This is a genomic window from Oceanicella actignis (genome assembly GCF_008124525.1).
GTDB classification, from domain to species: Bacteria; Pseudomonadota; Alphaproteobacteria; order Rhodobacterales; family Rhodobacteraceae; genus Oceanicella; species Oceanicella actignis.
Genome location: NZ_VNHJ01000003.1, coordinates 1 through 17,730, shown reverse-complemented (window position 1 = coordinate 17,730; position 17,730 = coordinate 1). Strand labels below are relative to the sequence as shown.

Here is a 17,730-nt window from a genome sequence, read left to right as displayed (position 1 = left end):
CGCCTTGCATGGCCGAGCGGATCGTCGTCATCGGAGCCGGGCAGGCCGGCGCGGCGCTGTGCGAGGCGCTGCGCGCCGAGGGGCATGCGGGCCCCATCGCCCTTGTCGGCGAAGAGCCCGCCCCGCCCTATCAGCGCCCGCCCCTGTCCAAGAAATACCTTCTGGGCGAGATCCCGCGCGAGCGCCTGTTCCTGCGTCCCGAAAGCCATTACGCCGAGCATGGCGTCGAGCTGATCCGCGGCGCGCGGGCCGCACGCATCGACCGCGCCGCGCGGCTGGTGCATCTGGAGGACGGGCGCGCCCTGCCCTATGACCGCCTGGCGCTGACCACCGGCGCGCGCGCGCGCCGCCTGCCCGCGGCCATCGGCGGCGATCTGGCGGGGGTGTTCACGCTGCGCACGCTGGCCGATTCCGACGCCTTGGCGCCGCAGCTGCGCGCCGGGCGCCGGACGCTGATCGTCGGCGGCGGCTATGTGGGGCTCGAGGTCGCGGCGGTGTGCGCGGCGCGCGGGCTGCGCGTGACGCTGGTCGAGGCGGCCGAACGCATCCTCGGCCGCGTCGCCGCGACGCGCACGGCGGCGTTCTTTCGCGACCTGCACCGCGCCCATGGCGTCGATCTGCGCGAGGGCGTGGGCGTGGCGCGGCTGATCGGGCGCGACGGCGCGCTCGTCGGCGCCGAGTTGACCGACGGCGCGCGCATCGAGGCCGATTTCGCCGTCATCGGCATAGGCGCCGCGCCAGACGTCGCGCTGGCCGAGGCGGCGGGCCTGGCCTGCGAGAACGGCGTGGCGGTCGACGAATTCTGCCGCAGCTCGGACCCCGACATCTTCGCGGCGGGCGACTGCGCCTCGTTTCCGCTCGAGGGCGCGCGGGTGCGGCTCGAAAGCGTGCAGAACGCCATCGACCAGGCGCAGGCGGCGGCGGCCAACATGCTGGGGCGCGCGCGCCCCTACGCGCCCGTTCCCTGGTTCTGGTCGGATCAATACGACGTCAAGCTGCAGATCGCCGGGCTGGGCGCGGGCCATGACCGCGCCGTCGCGCGCCCCGGCCCGCGCGAAGGGGCGCTGTCGGTCTGGCTGTTCCGCGGCGCGCGCCTCGTCGCCGTCGAGGCGATGAACGATCCGCGCGCCTACATGACCGGCAAGCGCTGGCTCGAGGCCGGCCATTCGCCCGACCCCGAGGCGCTGGCCGACCCCGCGCGCGATCTGCGCGCGCTCTGACCCCGCGCGCGCCGCCCGCGGGGCCGCCGCGCCCGCCCGCCCGGGCCAACCCGCAAGACCCCGCGAAAGCCCCGCGGCGATTGCCCCCGCCGGCCCCGCGTCCTATAAGGGAGCGCCCGCGCGCGGGCCGCGCGACAAGCCCGCGATTCAACGACGATCCCGAACAGGACGAGCCCTTGACCGACGCCTCCGACACGCCCGAAGCCGCGCCCGAGAAACCCGTCTACGACGGCCCCACCATCTCGGTCGAGGAGGAGATGAAGCGCAGCTATCTCGATTACGCCATGAGCGTGATCGTCAGCCGCGCCATCCCGGATCTGCGCGACGGCCTCAAGCCCGTGCACCGGCGCATCCTCTACGCGATGCACGAGACCGGCAACACGCACGACAAGCCCTATCGCAAGTCGGCCCGCCCCGTGGGCGACGTGATGGGCAAATACCACCCGCACGGCGACAGCGCGATCTACGACGCGCTGGTGCGCATGGCGCAGGACTTCTCGATGCGCCTGCCGCTCCTTGACGGCCAGGGCAATTTCGGCTCGATGGACGGCGACGCCCCCGCGGCCATGCGCTACACCGAGGTGCGCATGGCCAAGGCCGCGCAGGCGCTTCTGGCCGACATCGAGAAGGACACGGTCGATTTCCAGGACAACTACGACGGCAAGGACCGCGAGCCCGTCGTCCTGCCCGCGCGCTTTCCGAACCTTCTGGTCAACGGCGGCGGCGGCATCGCCGTGGGCATGGCCACCAACATCCCGCCCCACAATCTGGGCGAGGTGGTGGACGCGACGCTGGCGCTGATCGAGAACCCCGACCTGACGGTTTCGGAGCTGATGGAGCGCATCCCCGGCCCCGACTTCCCCACCGGCGGGCTGATCCTGGGCCGCGCCGGCGCGCGCAAGGCCTATCACGAGGGCCGCGGCAGCGTCATCATGCGCGCCAAGACCCGCGTCGAAGAGATCCGCAAGGACCGCTACGCCATCATCGTCGAGGAAATTCCCTACCAGGTGAACAAGGCGACGATGATCGAGAAGATCGCCGAGCTAGCGCGCGAGAAGAAGATCGAGGGCATCGCCCACGTTCAGGACGAATCCGACCGCTTCGGCGTGCGCGTGGTCATCGAGCTCAAGCGCGACGCGACCCCCGAAGTCGTGCTCAACCAGCTGTTCCGCTACACGCCGATGCAGACGCATTTCGGCTGCAACATGCTGGCGCTGAACGGCGGCCGGCCCGAGCAGCTGGACCTGCGCAGCATTCTGACCGCCTTCCTCGCCTTCCGCGAAGAGGTCGTCGCCCGCCGCACCGCCTTCGACCTGCGCAAGGCGCGCGAGCGCGCCCATGTGCTGTGCGGCCTCGCCGTCGCGGTCGAGAACGTGGACGAGGTGGTGGCGCTGATCCGCTCCTCGCCCGATCCGCAGACCGCGCGCGAGCGGCTGATGGCCCGCGACTGGCCCGCCGCCGGCATCGCGCCCTACATCCGCCTGATCGACGATCCGAGCCACATGGTCGCCGAGGACGGGACCTACCGCCTGTCCGAGACGCAGGCGCGCGCCATCCTCGACCTGCGGCTGCAGCGCCTGACGGCGCTCGGCGTGCAGGAGGTGACCGACGAGCTGCGCGATCTGGCCGCGCGCATCACCGACTATCTCGACATCCTGCGCTCGCGCGAGCGGATCATGGCCATCATCGCCGACGAGCTGCGCGCCGTGAAGGAGGAGTTCGGCACGCCCCGCCGCACCCAGATCGTGGACTATGCGGGCGATCTCGACGACGAGGACCTGATCGAGCGCGAGGACATGGTCGTCACCGTCACCAATCAGGGCTACATCAAGCGCACGCCGCTGGTCGACTACCGCGCCCAGGCGCGCGGCGGCAAGGGGCTGGCGGGCATGGCCACCAAGGACGAAGACTTCGTCACCCGCCTGTTCGTGGCCGACACGCACACGCAGCTGCTGTTCTTCACCACCGACGGCATGGTCTACAAGCTCAAGACCTGGCGCCTGCCGCCGGGCGGGCGCAACGCGCGCGGCAAGGCCATCGTCAACATCCTGCCCATCGCGCAGGGCGTGTCGGTGGCCGCGATCATGCCCGTGGACGCGCCCGAAGAGGATTGGGACAAGCTGCAGATCTTCTTCGCCACCTCGGACGGGCAGGTGCGGCGCAACGCGCTGTCCGACTTCACCAACGTCAAGTCCAACGGCAAGATCGCCATGAAGCTGCCCGAGGGGGTCAGCCTGGTCAACGCGCGCATCTGCGCGCCGGATGACGACGTGATGCTCGTCACCGCGCAGGGCAAGGCGATCCGCTTCCCGGTGACCGAGGTGCGCGTGTTCAAGGGGCGCGACTCGACGGGCGTGCGCGGCATCCGCCTGGCCGAGGGCGACCGCGTGGTGGCCATGTCGATCCTGCGCCATTTCGAGGCCACGCCCGAAGAACGCGCGGCCTATCTGAAGATGCGCCGCATGATGGCCGGCGCCGCCGAAGAGGACGAGATCGAGGCCGACGAGGACGAGGCCGCGGCCGACGCGCCCCTCTCGCCCGAGCGCTACGCGCAGATGTCCGCCGCCGAGGAGCTGATCCTGACGATCACCGAGCGCGGCCAGGGCAAGCTCAGCTCCAGCCACGACTACCCCGTGCGCGGGCGCGGCGGCCAGGGCGTGGCGGCCATCGACCGGGCCATGCGCGGCGGGCTTCTGGTCGCCGCCTTCCCCGTCGAGCCGGACGACCAGATCATGCTGGCCACCGATGCGGGCAAGTCGATCCGCTGCCCGGTGGCGGGCATCTCGTTCCGCTCGCGCGCGGCGGGCGGGGTCAAGATTCTCGACATCGCCGAGGGCGAGCGCGTGGTCTCGGCCGCCCGCATCGCCGAGCATGGCGAGGACGAGCGCGCGGCGCCCGCGGCCGATTCCGGGGATGCCCCTGCGGCCGCCCCCGCATCGTCCGAGGCGGCGGCGTCGAAGCCGGGCGACGAGCCGGGCGCGGACCCGGCCGAGGGCTGAGGCGCCCGGCATCAAGGGCGCGGCCCCGCGCCGCGCCCTGCGCCATATGCCCGCGCCCCAGCGCCCCCGCCCCGTTCCCCAGACGCGCCCGCGCCGCGTCCGACGCGCCCGTGGCGCGCTCTTGCCGCCGCCGCGCGGCGCGGCCTATCCTGCGCGCATGGCGATGAGCGAGGTCATCTTCCGCGCGCTGGCGCCCTCGGGGCCGAGCGCTCCTGCGCCGCGGGCGGCCGAGCCGCGCGATTTCCTGCGCCACGTCGCGGCCTTGACGCTGACGCGGCTGGCCGACGCGCTCATCGACCCCAAGCTGGTCCTGCCCTGGCTGCTGAGCGCCGCCGGGGCGCCCGCCGCCTTCATCGGCGCGCTGGCGCCCGTGCGCGAGGCCGGCGCGCTGCTGCCCCAGATCGCCCTGGCCGAGCGGGTGCGCCGCGCGCCGCTGCGCAAGCGCGTCTGGGCCCTGGGCGCGGCGGGCCAGGGCGCGGCGGCGCTGGGGATCGCGGCGGCGGGCGCGACGCTGTCGGGCTGGCCGGCGGGCATTGCGGCGACGCTGTGCCTGGCGGCGCTGGCCGTGGCGCGGGCCGCCTGTTCGGTCAGCCACAAGGACGCGCTGGCCCGCACCGTCGGAAAGACGCGGCGCGGCGCGGTCACGGGGGTGGCGGCGACGCCGGGTTCGGCCGGAGCGCTGGCCTTCGGCGCGCTGCTCTGGCTCGGGATCGTGCCGCAGACGCAATCGGCGCTGGCGGGCGCCGCGGCGTTGGCGGGCCTGGCATGGCTGGCGGCGGCGGCGGTCTTTCTGCGTCTCGAGGAAGAGCCTGGCGCGCCCGCGGGGCCGGAGGACGCCGGGCGCGGCGACGCCTGGCCGTCCTTGGCGCCGCTGCTTCGCCCGGGCGATTTTCGCCGCTTCGTCGCCGCGCGGGGCCTGTTGGCGGCGACGGCGCTGGGGCCGCCCTTTCTGGTCATGGGCGCCGCCGCGCTGAAGGGCGGCGGCGCGGAGGGGGCTCTCGGCCCGCTGGTGCTGGCCTCGGCGCTGGCGGCGGCGCTGTCCTCTTATGTGTGGGGCCGCGCGGCCGACCGCTCGAGCCGGCGGGCGATGATGGCCGCGGGGGCGCTGGGCGCGGCGGCGCTGGGCGCGGGCGCGCTCATCACCGCCCTTCAGGGCGCGGGGGCGGGGCCATGGGCCGCGGCGGGGGCGCTGTTCGCCCTTCAGCTGGCGCATGCGGGCGCGCGCGTCTCGCGCAAGGTGCATCTGACCGACATGACCGACGAGAAACAGCGCGCGCGCCTTGTGGCCCTGGCGAACACGGCGATCGGCGCGCTCTTGCTGCTGGGGGGCGGCGTCGGGCTGCTGGCGCAGCTGGCCGGACCCGCCGCGGCGCTGGCCGCGCTTGCGCTGATGAGCGCGGCCTCGGTTCCGGTCGCCGCGGGCCTGGCCGAAGCGCAGCGCGGATGACTTTGCAAATCCCCGCGAAAAGCCCTACATGGGCGCCATGATCGAACCCGTTCACATCATCGGCGGCGGCATGGCCGGCTCCGAAGCCGCATGGCAGGCTGCGCGCATGGGCGTGCCCGTCATCCTGCACGAGATGCGCCCCGTGCGCGCCACCGACGCCCATCGCACCGACGGGCTGGCCGAGCTGGTCTGCTCGAACTCGTTCCGCTCGGACGACGACGAGACGAACGCCGTGGGCCTGCTGCATTGGGAGATGCGCGAGGCCGACGGCCTGATCATGCGCATGGCCGACCGGCACAGCGTGCCCGCCGGCGGCGCCCTGGCCGTCGATCGCGAGCCATTCTCGGCCGCCGTGACCGCCGCGCTCGAGTCGCACCCGCTGATCGAGATCCGCCGCGAGGAAATCGACTGGCCCCCCGAAAGCTGGCGCAGCGTCATCATCGCCACGGGTCCGCTGACCTCGGCCGCGCTGGCCGAGCGCCTGCGCGCCCTGACCGGCGAGGACGGGCTGGCCTTCTTCGACGCCATCGCGCCCATCGTGCATGCCGACAGCATCGACATGTCCAAGGCCTGGTTCCAGTCGCGCTACGACAAGGGCGAGACCGAGGCCGAGCGCACCGCCTATCTCAACTGCCCCATGGACCGCGCGCAATACGAGGCCTTCGTCGACGCGCTGCTGGCGGCCGAGAAGACGGAGTTCAAGGACTGGGAGCGCGACACCCCCTATTTCGAGGGCTGCCTGCCCATCGAGGTCATGGCCGAGCGCGGCCGCGAGACCCTGCGCTACGGTCCGCTCAAGCCCGTGGGGCTGACCAATCCGCACCAGCCCGACGTCAAGCCCCATGCGGTGGTGCAGCTGCGCCGCGACAACGCGCTGGGCACGCTCTACAACATGGTCGGCTTCCAGACCAAGATGAAGCACGGCGCGCAAGTGTCTGTCTTTCGGATGATTCCGGGGCTCGAGAACGCCCGCTTCGCGCGCCTTGGCGGCATTCACCGCAACACCTTCATCAACGCCCCCCGGCTTTTGGACGCCGAGCTGCGCCTGCGCGCCGATCCGCGGCTGCGCCTGGCGGGCCAGATCACCGGCGTCGAGGGCTATGTGGAAAGCGCCGCCATGGGGCTGCTGGCCGGACGTCTGGCCGCGGCCGAGCGGCTGGGCCGCCCCCTGCCCCCGCCCCCGCGCGAAACCGCCATCGGCGCGCTGCACGCGCATATCACCGGCGGGGCCGAGGCCGAGACCTTCCAGCCCATGAACGTGAATTTCGGCCTGTTCCCGCCGCTGGACGGGGCGCGCGGCGGGCGGCGCGGCAAGCGCGAGCGCGCGCGCGCCTACACCGAGCGCGCCAAGCCGCTGTGGCGCGAATGGGCGCGGCTCGCCCCCGCGGCGGCGCCGGTTTGACTTGCGCCCCCCAAGGTCGGAGAATGACTTTGCGGGAGGATGCCATGAACATGAACGCTGCACCATCGACCGACGCCGCGCGCGCGGACGCGCATCTGCGCGCCGCCGCGGCGCTGGCCGAGCTGATCGCCGATCGCGGCGCGCCGATCCTCGACCTTTTCTGCGGCGCCGGCCTGACCGGCGCGGCGCTGAGCGATCTGGGCTTTCGCGCCATCGACGGGCTGGACCCGCGCAAGCCGCTTCTGGCGCAGGCGCAGGCCGTGGGCGCCTATCGCCGGCTGATCGAGGCGGACCCGGCCGATGCGGCCGCGGCCGCGGCGCCGGGGGGCTATGCGGGGGTCGTGCTGCTGACCCCGCCCGAAGACGCCCCGCCCGAGCTGCTGGACGGCGCGCTGGCGCTGGCCGCGCCGCAAGGGCTGGTCGCGACCGCCATCGACGAAGAGACCGAGCGCGAGCGCCTGGCGCGGCTGACCGAGCTGCTCGACTCGGGCGCGGCGCTGCTCGAGGTCAAGGAGCGCGGTCTGCATCGGGCCCCGGACGGGCGCGAGGCGACGCTCTACGTCATGCGCAAGCTCTGAGCCGCGCTCACCAAAGCCCCGTCAGCGCGCGCAGCGCCAGGCTGCCGCGGCGTCTGAACTCGGACGCCTGATGCCCTGAAAACATGTCGTAATCGGGCCGCGCGGCGGCGCGAAGAATGCGCTCGGCCTCCCAGCCGGCCAGAAAGGCGGGGGCCGCGGCGCGCGGCACGCGCCGGCGCAGCGCCCGCGCCCGGGCCAGCCGCCCCAGCCCCGCGCGCGCCAGCGCCGCCAGCGCCGGGCGCAGCGCCGGCGGGGTGCGCCCCTCGGCCATGGCCGCGCGATCGGCGGGCGCGTCCAGCGGCAAGGGCTCGGCCCCGCGCGCGTAAAGGGCGGGCAGCGCGCGCGTCAGATTGGCCGCGGCCGAGGCCCAGCCCATATGCGCAGCGGCCTCGTCCGCGACGGCCAGGGCGTCGGCGTCGGCCCCGTCCAGCAGCGCCCGCGCCGCCAGCCGCATCAGCGCGCCGCCCGTATCGGCCAGATAGGCGTGCAGCGCCCCCTCCTCGGCGAAGCTGGGCCCCTCGGGATCAAGCGCGCGCGCATCCAGATAGCGGTCGAACAAGGCGCGATCGAGCCGCGCCGCGGCCATCGCCTCGGCCAGCGGCGCCAGCGCCGGATGGTCGGCCGCCGCGCCGCCGGCGTGCAGCCGCTCGAGCGCGTCGCGCCACCATTGCAGCCGCATCTGCGCCAGGATGGGCTCGCGCGCGGCCGAGGCGATGCGCGCCACCTCGAGGTTGAAGGCGTAAAGCCCCAGCAGCCGCGGCGCCTTGTCCCCCGCCGCCAGCGCCGTGCGCAGCCGGTCGGGATCGCCGCGGCGCAGCAGCTCGGCGCAGGCCTCGGCGTCGGCGTCGTGGGCGGGGACGCGGGCGGGGGCGCTCATGCGGCGGCGGGCGCGCCGTCGCGCACCAGCTTCCACACCAGCGCGTCATGCAGCGCCTGGAAGCTGGCGTCGACGATGTTGGCCGAAACCCCGACCGTGGACCAGCGCCGCCCCTGCCCGTCGGCGCTGTCGATGAGCACCCGGGTCACCGCCTCGGTGCCCGCGCCGGTGATGCGCACCTTGAAATCTACCAGATGCATGTCGTCGATGTAGCTCTGATACCGGCCCAGATCCTTGGCCAGCGCGCGGCTCAGCGCGTTGACCGGCCCGCGGTCGGCGTCCGAGACGGGATCGTGCGACTCGGACACGCTCATCACCCGCTCGCCGTCGATGCGCACGACCACCACGGCTTCGGACACGGTGATCTCGCGCTGCAGGGCGTTGCGCCGCCGCTCGACCGTGACGCGGTAGCGCTCGACCTCGAAGAAGCGCGGCAGAAGGCCCAGCTCGCGCCGGGCCAGCAGCTCGAAGCTGGCCTGCGCGCCGTCATAGGCATAGCCCTCGTCCTCGCGCCGCTTGACCAGGTCGAGGATGCGCGCCAGGCGCGGGTCGCCCTTTTCGACCGCGATCCCCATCTCGGACAGGCGGCGGATCAGGTTCGACTGGCCGGCCTGGTTCGACATGGGCACGACGCGCTCGTTGCCGACCAGCTCGGGGGCAATGTGCTCGTAGGTCGAGGGATCCTTGAGGATGGCCGAGGCGTGCAGCCCCGCCTTGTGGGTGAAGGCGGCCGCGCCGACATAGGGCGCGTGACGGTCGGGCACGCGGTTGAGGATGTCGTCCACCATGCGGCTGACCGAGGTCAGGGTGGTCAGCGCCTCGGGGGTGACGCCGGTCTCGAAGCGGTCGCGATAGGGCGGCTTGAGCATCAGCGTCGGGATCAGCGTGATCAGATTGGCGTTGCCGCAGCGCTCGCCCAGACCGTTGAGCGTGCCCTGGATCTGCCGCGCGCCCGCATCCACCGCCGCCAGCGAGTTGGCCACCGCAAGCCCCGCGTCGTCATGGCAATGGATGCCGATGCGCTCGCCGGGAAAGCGGCGCGTGACCTCCTGCGTGATCTCGAAGATCTCGTGCGGCAGGGCGCCGCCGTTGGTGTCGCACAGCACCACCCAGCGCGCCCCGGCCTCGATGGCGGCCTCGACGCAGGACAGCGCGTAATCGGGGTTTGCCTTGTAGCCGTCGAAGAAATGCTCGGCGTCGAACAGCGCCTCGCGCCCCAGCGCGGCCAGATGGCGCAGGCTGTCGGCGATGGCCTGGCGGTTCTCGTCCAGCGAGACGCCGAGCGCGGCGGTGACGTGGTAGTCATGGGTCTTGCCCACCAGGCAGACCGCCTGCGTGCCCGCATTGACCACCGCGCCCAGCACGTCGTCATTGGCCGCCGAGCGCCCGACCCGGCGCGTCATGCCGAAGGCGGTCAGGCGCGCGCGCGAAAGGCTGGGGGCGGCGTCGAAGAAATCGCTGTCGGTGGGGTTGGCGCCGGGCCAGCCGCCCTCGACGTAATCCACCCCCAGCGCGTCCAGCGCGCGGGCGATGCGGGCCTTCTCCTCGGCCGAGAAATCGACGCCGGCGGTCTGCTGGCCGTCGCGCAGCGTGGTGTCGTAAAGGAAAAGACGCTCGCGGGCGGTCATTGCGCGTTCTCCAGCTTGGCGGGGTCGAAATCGGGGCCCAGCTCCCACTCGGGGCCCTGCGGGGTGTCCTTGACCAGAACGCCGGCGGCCTTGAACAGATCGCGGATGGCGTCGGCGCGGGCGAAGTCGCGCGCGGCGCGGGCGGCGCGGCGCTCTTCGAGCAGCTTCTCGATGAGCGGCGCGGCGCTGGCGCGCAGGTCGGCCGCGCCGGACTCGCGCGCGATCAGCCACGAGCGGTCGAAGCCGAGGAAGGCCAGCGCGCTGGCCACCTGGCGCGAGGCCTCGGCGTCGTCGCGCCCGCCCGGCCCCGCGGCAGTGCGCAGCAGGCCGATCTCGACGAAGGCGCCGTGGGTGTCGAGATCGTTGCACAGCCGGCGCATCACCTGCTCGGGCACGGGGCCCAGCTCCTCGCCGTTCCAGTCGGGGGGCGTGGCGGCGATGGCCGAGGCCAGCCAGTCGGCCATCTCGGCCACGCGCTGCGCGGTCCAGTCCAGCGTCTTGCGGTAATGGACGGAAAGCAGCGTCAGGCGGATCACCTGCGGATGAATTTCATCTCGCAAATCCTTGACAGTGATGAAGTTTCCAAGCGACTTCGACATCTTGCGCCCATCGACGCGGATCATGCCGTTATGCATCCAGACATGCGCAAAGCCGCTGCCCGGCGCGGCGCAGCACGACTGCGCGATCTCGTTCTCGTGATGGGGAAAGATCAGGTCCGCGCCGCCGCCATGGATGTCGAAATCGGCGCCTAGCAGCTCTTGCGCCATGGCCGAGCACTCGATGTGCCAGCCCGGACGCCCCCGCCCCCAGGGGCTGTCCCAGCCGGGCTGCTCGGGCGTCGAGGGCTTCCACAGCACGAAATCCATGGGGTTCTTCTTGTAGGGCGCGACCTCGACGCGGGCGCCGGCGATCATGTCCTCGACCGAGCGGCGCGAGAGCGCGCCGTATTGCGGCCAGCTGTCGACCGAGAACAGCACATGGCCTTCGGCCTCGTAGGCGTGCCCCCTGGCGATCAGCGTTTCGATCATGGCGATCATGCGCCCGACCCATTCCGTCGCCCGCGGCTGAAGCGTGGGCGGAAGCGCGCCGAGCGCGGCCATGTCCTCGGCGAACCAGGCGGCGGTCTCGCGGGTGATGTCCTCGATGGGGCGGCCGGCAAGACGCGCGCGGTCGATGATCTTGTCGTCGATGTCGGTGATGTTGCGCGCGTAGATCACGCGCTCGGGGCCGTAGAGGCGGCGCAGCAGGCGGAACAGCACGTCGAAGACGACCACCGGGCGCGCATTGCCGATATGGGCGCGGTCATAGACGGTGGGGCCGCAGACATACATGCGCACGCGGCGCGACTCGTCGGGCATGTCGCGCGTCCAGTCGATGGGGACGAACGCCTCCTTGCGGCCGGTCAGCGAGTTGCGGAGTCGGATCGGATGCTCGGTCATGGCAAGGCCCCGGATGCGCGGCGCCTTCCGCGGCGCCGGCCGCCTTCCCGATGGTCGAAAGGACGCGCCGCCGCGGAGGGCAAGTCAGCGGATGATGCGGATTGCGGCGATGTGAACGGCGGTTCTGGCGGCGACGGTCATGGCCCCTCTGATGCCCCATTCCGCGCGCGCTGTCCAGCGCGGCGCGCGCGCTCTTGCCGCGCCCGAGGCGATCGGCGCATAACGGCGTTGCGCGCAAGAAAGGAAGCATGTCCATGTCCGAAACGGCCCCCGCACTGATGGCTTTCGACGACCCCGCGATTTTGTGGAACGGCGCGGCGATCCTTCTGCTGCTGCTGATGTCCGCCTTCTTCTCGGGTTCGGAAACCGCGCTGACCGCCGCCAACCGCGCCAAGCTGCACGCCATGGCCGAAAAGGGCTCGCGCGGGGCGGCGCTTGCGCTGCGCCTGCGCGGCGAGCCCGAGCGGCTGATCGGCGCGATTCTGCTGGGCAACAACCTGGTCAACATCCTGTCGGCGGCGCTGGCGACCACGCTGTTCACGGCGCTGTTCGGCGAAAGCGGCGTGGCGCTGGCGACGCTGGTCATGACCCTGCTGGTGCTGATCTTCGCCGAGGTCGCGCCCAAGACCTACGCCATCACCGAGCCCGAGGCGGCGGCCGAGCGCGTCTCGCGTCCCATCGCGCTGCTGGTGTGGGCGCTGGCGCCGGCGGTGGCGGCGGTGTCGCGCTTCGTGCGCGGGTTTCTGGGGCTTTTGGGCGTGCGCACCGACCCCGAGGCCAAGGTGCTGGCGCATCAGGAGATCGCCGAGGCCATCGTGATGCACCATCACGAGGGCGCCGTGGCCAAGGACGACCGCGACCGCCTTCTGGCGGCGCTGGACCTGCGTCACCGCGAGGTGTCCGAGGTGATGACCCATCGGCGCAACATCGAGATGATCGACGCCTCGCTGCCGCCCGAAGAGCTGATCGACGCGTGCCTTGCCTCGACCCACACGCGGCTGCCCATCTGGAAGGACAACCCCGAGAACATCGTCGGCGTCATCCACGCCAAGGACCTGCTGCGCGAGGTCAACCGCCTGGTGCGCGAGAACGGCGGCGACTGGAGCGCGGCGGTGCGCAAGCTCGACCCGCTGGCGATCGCCATGCAGCCCTGGTTCGTGCCCGACACCACCTCGCTGGACGAGCAGATGCGCGCCTTTCTCAAGCGCCGCAGCCATTTCGCGCTGGTGGTGGACGAATACGGCGACCTGCAAGGGCTCATCACCCTCGAGGACATTCTGGAAGAGATCGTGGGCGACATCTCGGACGAGCACGACCCCACGCGCGAGGGGCTCGAGCGCCGGCCCGACGGCTCGGTCATCGTGGACGGCGCCATGACCATCCGCGACCTCAACCGCGCCTGCGACTGGTCGCTGCCCGACGACGAGGCGAACACCGTCGCCGGGCTGGTGATCCACGAGGCGCAGGCCATTCCGACGCCGGGGCAGATCTTCAGCTTCCACGGCTTCCGCTTCGAGGTGCTCGAGCGCAAGCGCAACCGCATCACGCGCCTGCGGGTCAAGAAGCTGGACTGACGCAGCGCACGTGCGCGGGGCGGCCTGCCCCCTCGCCCCGCCCGCGCGCCGCAGCCCGATTCGCCCGGTCTTCCCCCCGGTCCCACGGCCGTCGCCGGTCGGTTCCCCGTCGGCCCCCCGTCGGCCCCCCGTCGGCCCTCGGCGCCGCCAGCCCCGGCGGCCGGCCCCCCGCCCCCTTGGACCGCGCCCCTCAGCCCGCGCGCGGATCGGCCAGCGGCGGGTGGGGCGGCACGAAACGCGGCAGCGGAACCAGCGCCTCGGCCAGGAAGTCGCGCAGGCGCGCCTCGGCCTCGGCCATGGCGTTCTCGCCCCGGCCGATGGGGGTGATCACGCGCACCAGCGCGCCGTCGGTCCGCCCCAGCCGCAGCGAATCCCACACCACAAGCGCCTTGGCCAGGAAGTCGTTGGTGATGCGCCGCCCGCGCTGCTCGAACCAGTAATAGACCAGCTGGCGGTTCTCGCCCTTCTGGATGACGGCGCGCTTGGCGACGAAGGGCGCGATGCCGGTCTCGGGCGGGAAGGTCAGCTCCTGCAGCGCGATGCGCGACATCTCCCATCCGCCGACGGGAATGCACACTTCGGGCGAGTGAATGCCCCCGCCCTCGGTCAGCTTGTCGTAATAGGCGACGAAGAAATCCACCCCGTCCGCATCGCCCGGACGCGCGTAAAGGGCGGTGTAGTAGTCGTCCGCGCCCAGCACGCGCTCGATGTCGCGGTCGAGCAGGCCGCTTGCCCCGCGCCATTCGCCGAGCTGGCGCGGGAACAGCGCGAAAGGCTCGCGCGGGACCTCGGCGCGGTCGGCGCCCGGGGCCAGCGCCCAGGCCGCCGAGGTTCCCGCCGTCAGCGCCAGCGCCGCCAGCGCCGCGCGCCCCGGGGCGATGTCGAAGGCGCGGCGCAGCTGCGGCAGCACGTTGTCGAAATCCAGGTCCAGCGCCTCGGCCAGCGGCATGGGCCGCGGCTGAAGCCGCTGCAGCGTCCAGGCCAGCAGGAACAGAAGGCCGATGCAGGCGGCGAAGATCACCCACCCCTCGAACAGGTGCAGAAAGCCCTCGGCCATGCCGATGCCGTAGCGGTCCACCAGCACGCCGATGATGCCGATGCGGATCGAGTTCATCAGCACCGCCAGCGGCATGGCCGACAGCAGCAGCGCCGCCTTGTGCCACCAGGGCCCGCGGTAGAGCACGCAGAACACGTAGGAGAAGGACATGATCGGGAACAGGTAGCGCAGCCCCGAGCACGCCTCGGCGACCTGAAGCTTGTAGACGCCCAGGTCGATCACGTTCCCGTCCAGGAACACCGGCACCCCCGCCAGGCGGATCAGCTCGACCCCGATCTGCGACGAGATCAGCTGCAGCCCCACCGTCACCTGCCAGTAGAGGAATTGCGGCAAGGGCAGCATGAACACCAGGTGCAGCACCGAGGGCCAGAAGGTCAGCCCGCGACGGAATCCGTAGGCCGTCAGGATCATGCCGAAGATCCAGACGATCATGCCGTAGGTGACGATGTCGGGAATGCGCACCAGATTGCCCGCCACCGCCAGGAACAGCCCCAGCGCCAGCACCGCCAGCCCCTTGCCGCGGTCGCGGATGGGGCCCTGCGCGGGCGGCACGTCGCGCATCTCGCGTAGATACAAGTAGCCCGAGAGCAGCGGAATCACCGGCCCGTGGCTGTATTCGGGCGTGCTCCAGGCCTTGAGCAGCGACTCGATCCCCGGCCAGAAGATCGGCGCCGAGCCGAGCAGGCAAAGGCCAAGCCAGACGGGCCCGGCGGACGAGGGGCGCGCGCCCTGCGCGGCGGCATCGGCGGAACTGGTCATGGGCATGGAATTCCTTCGTCACGCAATCCGGGGCGCCGGGCGCCCGCCTGCCAACATAACCCATCGGCCCCGGCGATCAAACCGTCGGCGCGCCCGCGTTGAACGCAGGCCGAACGGCGGTTAGGCTGAAGGCGCGCGCCCCACGCCCTCCGGCGGGCGGCGCCGCAGGAGCCGCAGGAAAGGCGCCCGATGACCGACCCCCTCTTCCGACGCCCCGCCCTCGGGGCGCTCGCCGCTCTGGCCCTGACCGCCGCGCCCCTGTGCGCCGCGGCGGCAGTGATCGACCCGCTCGGCGGCGCGCAAGAGCGCGAGCAGACCCGCACGCTCGAACGCGCCGCCCGGCTGCTGGCCGAGGGCCGCGCCGCCGAGGCCGCGGGCCTGCTGCGCGCGCATCTCGAACAAAGCCCCGACGACGCCCGGGCCATGTCGCTTCTGGGCGAGGCGCTGCTGCGCGACGGCCGCGCCGAAGAGGCGCTGCAGGTCTTCGACGGGGCGCTCGAGCGCGACCCCGCCTCGGCCGGCCTGCACCACCGCCGCGCGCTTGCGCTGCTGGCGCTCGGGCGCGAGGACGAGGGGCAGCAGGCGCTGGAAGAGGCCCTGCGCCGCGACCGCTCGCTGACCGCGGCGCGGCTGCGCCTGGCGGCGCTGCTGCAGGCGCGCGGCCAGATCGACGCCGCCATCCGCGAATACGAAACCGCCCTGCCCCCCAGCGCCGGCGCCGAGCCGGGCGCGCGCGTGAACCTGGCCGCGCTCTACAACCTCAAGCGCGCCCATTCGCGCGCCATCGGCCTTCTGGCGCCGTGGGAGAACGACCGCAGCCGCTTTCCCGAGGCGCACAAGGCCCTTGGCGACGCCTATCTGGGCTCGGGCCGCCCGGCGCTGGCCCTCAAGCAATTCGAGCTGGCCGCCGCCCTGGCGCCCGAGGACGCGCGCGCGCAGATGGGCCGCGGCCTGGCGCTGATCGCCGAAGGGCGCGCGGCCGAGGGCATGGAAGCGCTGCGCGAAGCCGCGCGGCTGGATCCCGCCGACCCCGCGCCGTTGATCCACATCGCCGACCAGCTGGCGCGCGAGGGTCGCGCCGACGAGGCCGTCGAGACCCTGCGCAAGGCCCGGCCGCTGGCGGCCGATCCGCTGGCGGTCGCGCTGCGCATGGCCACGGTTCTGCGCCGCGCCGGGCGCCCGACCGAAGGCGCGGCGATCCTGGCCGAGGCGACGCAGGGCGAGGCGGCGACGCCCGAGGCGCTGCGCCTTCTGGCCGAGATCCGCGCCGAGGCCGGCGACGCGGCCGGGGCGCGCGCGACGCTCGAGCGGCTGACGCGCGAATGGCCCGCCCTGCCCCTTGGCCCCGCGGCGCGCGCGCGGCTCGAACGCGATCTGGGCGATCTGGCCGCCGCGCGCGCCGCCGCCGACGAGGCCCTGCGCCGCGGGCCCTCGGACCCGGTCGCGCTGCACGAAGCGGCGCGGACCGCCGCCGCCGCGGGCGATCCGGACGACGCCATCGCGCTGGCCAGCCGCGCGGTCGAGGTCGATCCCGAGAACGCCGCCGCGCGCTTCTACCTTGCGACCTTGCTGGACGCCGCGCGCCGCGACGACGAAGCCGCCGCCCAATACCGCGCCCTGATCGCGCAGGTGCGCGGGCACTGGCCGGCGCTCAACAATCTGGCGCTGGTGCTGCTGCGCATGGGCCGCGCGCAAGAGGCGCTCGAGACCGCCGAGGAGGCCGCGCGCATCAACCCCGCCCATCCCGCGGTCGCGCACACGCTGGGGGTGGCGCTGATGCGCGCCGGGCGCCTCGACGAGGCGCGCGCGCGGCTCGAGGCCGCGGCCCGCTCGGCGCCCGACCAGCCCGAGATCCTGGCCGATCTGGGCGCGCTGCTGGCGCAGCTGGGCGCGCGCGACGAGGCGCGCAGCCGCCTGCGCCGCGCCGTCGAGCTGGACCCCGACGGCCCCCATGGCGCGCGCGCACGGGCCCTGTTGCAGACGCTTTGAGTATCCGTCATGCGCAAGCGCGATTTTCGACCCAGGGTCGATCGGCCTTGACCAGCGCATTTGCGGTTTCGATCAGCTTGCGCATGAGGGCTACGAGAGCAACCTTTGCAGGTTTTCCGGCTTCGCGAAGCGCGGTGTATTTGGCCTTCAGGTCCGGGTTGAAGCGCATGGCGACGAGCGCCGGCATGTAGAGCGCATCGCGCAGGGGTTTTCTCCCGCCGCTGATGAAGGACTTTCCCTTCCACTGGCCGGACTCGCGGCGGTGAGGAACCAGCCCGGCCAGGCTTCCGGCCTGTTTCCGTCCCAGCGAGCCGATTTCGGGCAGGAAGGCGAGGATCGCCGCCGCCACGATCGGGCCAAGGCCGGGGATCGAACACAGGATGTCGCGCTTTCGCGCGGTCGACCGGTCATAAGCTGTTCCCTTAACCTTCTTTCCGTGCGATACAGGGAAAGGAGGACCATCTCATGGGACAATCATTGACAGCAAAGAAGCGCGGGTCGCGTGACGCGGCGACGAAGGTGGCCGAGCAGCGCCTGAGCGTGCTTGAACTGGCCAGAGAGCTTGGCAACGTCGCCGAGGCATGCCGGCGGCGGGGCATGGACCGCACCAGCTTCTACGAATGGCGGCGGCGGTTTCAGACCCACGGCTTCGAGGGGCTGAAGGACCTGCCGCCGATCCACAAGAGCCACCCGCAGACGACCCCGCCGGAGACGGTGGAGAAGATCAAGGCGCTGGCGCTCGAGCACCCGGCCTATGGCTG

The 17,730-nt window shown here is 72.6% G+C and carries 13 protein-coding genes; 8 read left to right on the top strand and 5 right to left on the bottom strand.

Annotated features, from left to right (window positions below; translation table 11 throughout):
- Positions 1 to 8 precede the first annotated feature (8 nt).
- The 5 genes from LY05_RS05345 to LY05_RS05325 all read left to right on the top strand — a co-directional run bounded on the left by LY05_RS05345 (position 9) and on the right by LY05_RS05325 (position 7,646).
- The gene (locus tag LY05_RS05345; RefSeq protein WP_148922387.1) at positions 9 to 1,220 is read left to right on the top strand and encodes an NAD(P)/FAD-dependent oxidoreductase; all 1,212 of its coding nucleotides are present in this window, start codon (positions 9 to 11) and stop codon (positions 1,218 to 1,220) included.
- A gap of 239 nt (positions 1,221 to 1,459) precedes the next feature.
- A complete protein-coding gene (gene gyrA, locus LY05_RS05340) occupies positions 1,460 to 4,219 on the top strand; it encodes a DNA gyrase subunit A (protein ID WP_282957558.1) in 2,760 nt (919 codons plus the stop codon).
- A gap of 163 nt (positions 4,220 to 4,382) precedes the next feature.
- Entirely contained in the window at positions 4,383 to 5,666 is a 1,284-nt protein-coding gene (locus LY05_RS05335) for an MFS transporter (RefSeq protein WP_249041865.1), read from the top strand.
- A gap of 37 nt (positions 5,667 to 5,703) precedes the next feature.
- Positions 5,704 to 7,068, top strand: coding sequence for a methylenetetrahydrofolate--tRNA-(uracil(54)-C(5))-methyltransferase (FADH(2)-oxidizing) TrmFO (gene trmFO / locus LY05_RS05330; RefSeq protein WP_148922384.1), 1,365 nt, complete (start codon positions 5,704 to 5,706; stop codon positions 7,066 to 7,068).
- A gap of 44 nt (positions 7,069 to 7,112) precedes the next feature.
- Positions 7,113 to 7,646 carry a class I SAM-dependent methyltransferase gene (locus LY05_RS05325; RefSeq protein WP_148922383.1) on the top strand — a complete coding sequence of 178 codons (534 nt, stop codon included), beginning with the start codon at positions 7,113 to 7,115 and terminating at the stop codon, positions 7,644 to 7,646.
- 7 nt (positions 7,647 to 7,653) lie between these two features.
- On the opposite strand, the gene LY05_RS05320 is transcribed toward LY05_RS05325, so the two are convergent.
- Genes LY05_RS05320 through cysS form a run of 3 tightly spaced genes read right to left on the bottom strand, consistent with a single transcriptional unit; the run spans position 7,654 to position 11,590 of the window.
- Complete coding sequence (locus LY05_RS05320; RefSeq protein ID WP_148922382.1) at positions 7,654 to 8,523, bottom strand: squalene/phytoene synthase family protein; 870 nt, start codon at positions 8,521 to 8,523, stop codon at positions 7,654 to 7,656.
- A complete protein-coding gene (gene cimA / locus LY05_RS05315; RefSeq protein ID WP_148922381.1) occupies positions 8,520 to 10,151 on the bottom strand; it encodes a citramalate synthase in 1,632 nt (543 codons plus the stop codon). The genes LY05_RS05320 and cimA overlap by 4 nt, the downstream gene beginning before the upstream one ends.
- Entirely contained in the window at positions 10,148 to 11,590 is a 1,443-nt protein-coding gene (cysS, locus tag LY05_RS05310) for a cysteine--tRNA ligase (protein WP_148922380.1), read from the bottom strand. Before cysS ends, cimA begins: the two co-directional genes overlap by 4 nt.
- Before the next feature lie 254 nt (positions 11,591 to 11,844).
- Between cysS and LY05_RS05305 the strand changes: the two genes are divergently transcribed.
- Positions 11,845 to 13,164, top strand: coding sequence for an HlyC/CorC family transporter (locus LY05_RS05305; protein WP_428842390.1), 1,320 nt, complete (start codon positions 11,845 to 11,847; stop codon positions 13,162 to 13,164).
- Positions 13,165 to 13,354: 190 nt separating this feature from the next.
- On the opposite strand, the gene xrtD is transcribed toward LY05_RS05305, so the two are convergent.
- Complete coding sequence (xrtD, locus tag LY05_RS05300; protein WP_148922379.1) at positions 13,355 to 14,980, bottom strand: VPLPA-CTERM-specific exosortase XrtD; 1,626 nt, start codon at positions 14,978 to 14,980, stop codon at positions 13,355 to 13,357.
- A 189-nt stretch (positions 14,981 to 15,169) separates the two neighbouring features.
- On the opposite strand from xrtD, the gene LY05_RS05295 reads away from it, so the two are divergent.
- Positions 15,170 to 16,969 (top strand): tetratricopeptide repeat protein, encoded by a 1,800-nt coding sequence (locus tag LY05_RS05295; RefSeq protein WP_148922378.1) that lies wholly within the window; start codon positions 15,170 to 15,172, stop codon positions 16,967 to 16,969.
- A gap of 7 nt (positions 16,970 to 16,976) precedes the next feature.
- On the opposite strand, the gene LY05_RS05290 is transcribed toward LY05_RS05295, so the two are convergent.
- Positions 16,977 to 17,348: a transposase gene (locus tag LY05_RS05290; RefSeq protein ID WP_282957557.1), complete on the bottom strand. Its 372-nt coding sequence runs from the start codon at positions 17,346 to 17,348 to the stop codon at positions 16,977 to 16,979.
- Positions 17,349 to 17,434: 86 nt separating this feature from the next.
- Here LY05_RS05290 and LY05_RS05285 point away from each other — a divergent pair.
- The coding region (locus tag LY05_RS05285) for a helix-turn-helix domain-containing protein (protein WP_148922377.1) at positions 17,435 to 17,730 on the top strand (296 nt) is incomplete at its 3' end.